General features: G+C 73.7%; 4 protein-coding genes and 1 riboswitch. All 4 genes read right to left on the reverse strand.

Annotation, left to right across the window (positions count from 1 at the left end; all coding sequences use genetic code 11):
• Window positions 1-97: 97 nt before the first annotated feature.
• Window positions 98-577 (reverse strand): hypothetical protein, encoded by a 480-nt coding sequence (locus C5508_RS18900; RefSeq protein WP_104526453.1) that lies wholly within the window; start codon window positions 575-577, stop codon window positions 98-100.
• Window positions 574-903: a sigma-70 family RNA polymerase sigma factor gene (locus C5508_RS18905; RefSeq protein WP_104526454.1), complete on the reverse strand. Its 330-nt coding sequence runs from the start codon at window positions 901-903 to the stop codon at window positions 574-576. The genes C5508_RS18900 and C5508_RS18905 overlap by 4 nt, the downstream gene beginning before the upstream one ends.
• A gap of 309 nt (window positions 904-1,212) precedes the next feature.
• On the reverse strand, window positions 1,213-1,803 hold the full coding sequence (locus C5508_RS18910) for a hypothetical protein (RefSeq protein ID WP_157944153.1): 591 nt from the start codon (window positions 1,801-1,803) through the stop codon (window positions 1,213-1,215).
• Window positions 1,804-1,826: 23 nt separating this feature from the next.
• Window positions 1,827-1,901: riboswitch (cyclic di-GMP riboswitch) on the reverse strand.
• 75 nt (window positions 1,902-1,976) lie between these two features.
• Window positions 1,977-3,746, reverse strand: a 1,770-nt coding sequence (locus C5508_RS18920) for a S9 family peptidase (protein WP_198598191.1), incomplete at its 5' end; no start/stop codon positions are given.

Consider the following 3,746-nt stretch of genomic DNA (forward strand, 5'->3'; position numbering starts at 1 on the left):
TTTGTTTTTTGTTTTTAGTGTGGTAGTTGTGTCTTTAGTATTGCTGTATCGTGTTTTTTTTTTTTTTTTTTTTCAGGCAGAGGCCGGCTTACGAGTTCTAGTACGTTTTCGTGGGGTGGGGGATGTGTAGAAGAGACAGCGGGCCGGACCGCGGTGCGTTCTCCGCGGGGGTCGGGGCGGGGGTGTCGGATCCGGCGTCACCGGACGCGGGACGCGGCAGGTCGAACGGAGTCAGAGCGCTCACCAGGTCGGCCATCGTGTCCTGCAGCGCCGGCGGCAGGGCGGCCGCCGTTCCCGCGACGACGAGCGACGCCGCGGTAGCGGCCAGCGCCGCCCCGCCGCGGGCCAGCCACCGTCCCCGAGTCGTCGGTCGCCGGAACGGTACGACGGTGGAGTCGATGCCGTTGTCGAGCAGGTCCGCCAGCGCGGCCGTGGGCTGCGGGGCCGGGGCGTCACCGAGGGACCGGAGGAGGGTCAGGGCGTGGTGCAGCTCCGGCTCGGTGGATCCCGAGCGACCGGTGAGGAGACGCTCGACCGCCTCGTCGTCGAGTACGGGTTGCCCATCCCGGCGGGTCACGGGGTCACCGGGGCCGGGGCGAGAGGAAGGCCGTCCTGGACACGCGCGCGCAGCGTCAGCAGGGCGCGTCGCTGCAGTTGCTTCACTGCGCCGGGGCTCTTGCCGAGCGCCGTGGCGGTCTCCTCGACCCCCAGGTCGGCGACGACCCGCATCAGGAGCACGTCGCGCTGGTCCGCGGGCAGCTGGTCGAGCACGTCACGGACCCCGGCGGACTCGATGCGGCCGATGGCCTCGTCCTCGCTCGAGCCCGTGGACCGGTCGTCGTGCCAGTCCTCGTAGGAGACGGTGTCCCCGCGGTGGGACTGGCGGCGCCGGTCGTCGACCAGTCGAGCGTGGCCACGGAGAAGGCGAGGGTCCGGAGTCCTGCAGCGCCACCGGTCACGGTGGCCAGGCGGCCGAACACGGCCAGAAACACCTCACTCGTCAGGTCTTCGGGCTCGCGCGCTCCGCGGGCACGCAGGTAGCCGTGCACCCGTGGCGCGAGATCCTCGTACACCGCTCGCAGCGCCCACGGCCGGCCGGCCTGTGCCGCGACGAGGGCATGCTCGAGATCCACGGCCTCGTCCCACGTCATGCAGTGCCTATCGGCACGACGGAGGGCGGGCTGCAGTCCAGCCCGCCCCGCGCGATTCAGTTCAGCCGCGGCCGCGAGGAGCGTCGTCGCCAGGCGCGCCGGCGACCTTGACCGCGGGCTGCTCGTCGACCGCCGGGCCCGAGGACGTCGTGGGCTGGCGGTCCACCTGCTCCGCCTGCTCGGGCTGCGTCCGCTCGGCCTGGGCCGGCGCGGTCCGGGCCTGCTCGGCCTGGGTCGGCTCGGGCCGGGCCTGCTCAACGGCCTTCTCCTCGGCACCCTTCCGGGCCTCCGCGGCCGCCTTCTGCGCGTCCGCGGCCGCGGTCGTCGCGGCTGTCCGAGCGGCCTCGAGGGCCTGCTGGGCCTGGTTGGCGGCCAGCTCGCCCGCGCGGTCGAGGCCGTCACCGCCGGCGCTGCCGGCACTGCCGCCGCGCTCGGTGACGTTCTCGAGGCCGGCGAGGCCGGCGAGGCCGTCCGCGCCCGACCGCTCGTCCGGGACCGTCACGCTGCTGTCCTGGCTCGGAAGGAGGTCGGCGACCGGCACGACGCCGGTGGCCCCTGCGGTGCCGATGGCCGCGGCGGAGACCGCACCCGCGACCACGATCTTGGTGGTGACGGTGGCAGCGCCGGCCTTGGCCAGCAGGAGGGGGAGCACGTTCAGCATGGTGGTGCCTTCCGTTCGGTAGCTCCGATGCCCCGGAGGGGCCGGTTGCTTTGCTGACTGCCGTTGCCGGCAGGTCGCCCTTGTCGGTGGTCGACACCGCGGTAATCGTGCGGAACGGCTCCCCGGTTACGCGCGGCGGCGGACACCCCTCGTCGGGGTGAGGGTCACGGCTTCACGTGGCGGAGGGCGAAGGCGAGCGCGATCTCGACCTGGCGGATGGTCTCCTCGATGACCAGCGAGCCGTGGCCGGCGTCGAACCGGTACACCTCGTGCGGCTTCTCCAGCTCCTCGAGGCGGGTCAGGTAGTTGTCGATCTGCCGGATCGGGCAGCGCGGGTCGTTGGCGCCCGCGACCACCAGCACGGGCGCGGCGACGGCGTCGACGTAGGTGATGGGGGAGGAGCGCACGTACACGTCCCGCACCTCCTCGGGTGAGCCACCGAACAGCGCGCGGTCGTAGGCCCGCAGGCCCTCCATCTCGTCCTCGTAGGCCGCCAGGTAGTCGGCCACCGGCACCTCGGCGATGCCGGCCGCCCAGCGCTCGGGCTGGGTGCCCAGCCCGAGGAGGGTGAGGAAGCCGCCCCAGGAGCCGCCGGTGAGGATCGCCCGCTGCGGGTCCACCACGCCCTCGGCGACCAGCGCGTCGTGGACGGCGCCGATGTCCTCCAGCTCGGTCAGGCCCGGCCGGCCGGTCAGCGCGTCGCGCCACGCCGAGCCGTAGCCCGTGGAGCCGCGGTAGTTCACGTGCACGACCGCGTAACCGGCGTCGACGTAGGCCGCCCGGCGGGCGCGGTAGGAGTCGTCGTCGGCCGCCTCCGGACCGCCGTGGACGAGGAACGCGGTGGCGTACGGGCCTTCGCCGGCCGGGCGCACCAGCAGCGCGTGCACGGTCCCGCCCGGCCCCGGCACCCAGCGGTCCTCGACCGGATAGGCCGCGGGCGGCTCCTCGTCGGAGGCGGAGAGGACCACCGGGCCGTCGGCGCGACGGATCACCGGAGGCAGCTCCGAGTTCGACCAGGCCAGTTCCACGGTCCCGTCGGGGCGGACGCTGGCGCCCCGGACGACGCCCGTCGGGGTCTCCAGGCGCTCGAGGGCACCGGTGGTCAGGTCGTAGCGGTACAGCTCGCTGCGGGCGGCGTGGTCGTGCCCGACCAGCAGCGCCGAACCGTCGGGGTACCAGCCGGCGGTCACGTCGCCCGGGAGGTCGAGGACGAGCTCGGTCTCGGTGTCGGCCTCGACGTCCCAGACCAGGAGCTCCTCCCGGCCGCGCCGCTCGTGGCCGACCAGCAGCCGGCGGTCCCCGGGCAGCGGCGCGAACTCCAGCGCGTGCAGGCCCAGGCCCTCGCCGTCCCACTTCTCGGTCACCACGGAGTCGTCCGCCGTGCGCAGGACGCGCAGCGCCGGGTACCGGGGGTCGCCGTGCTCGGAGTGCGAGATGACGAGCAGGTCGTCGTCCCGGGTCAGGGCGTCGACCGACGCCGGGTCGGCGTGCCGGTAGACCACCCGCGGTGTCCCGCCGGACGGCGCCAGCCAGAGCTCGCTGCCGTCGTCGGTGCTGCGCCCGATCGCCACGAGGGACCGGCCGACCTCCAGGCCCGCCGGGTAGGCGGCCGCCACCTCGGCGACGGCCACGGTGTCCTCGCCACCGGCGAACGGCTGGTTCATCCAGACGCCGAACTCGTCGCCGTCGGTGTCGGCGAACCACCAGATGGTCTCGCCGTCGGGGCTCAGCGTCCCGATCAGGGTGCCGTTGGGGCGGTCGGTGGCCTGGCGGTGGGTGTCGGTGACCCGGTCCCAGGCGTACTGCTCGACGACGCCGCTGACGTCGGAGGAGTACAGGTTGCGGTGCGGTGCCTCCTCGGCCCAGTCCGGCAGCGAGACCCGGGGCGCCCGGAACCGGGCCTGCCAGCGGGCGGTGACCTCGGGGGGCAGGGC

Source organism: Blastococcus atacamensis (assembly GCF_002938425.1).
GTDB classification, from domain to species: domain Bacteria; phylum Actinomycetota; class Actinomycetes; order Mycobacteriales; family Geodermatophilaceae; genus Blastococcus; species Blastococcus atacamensis.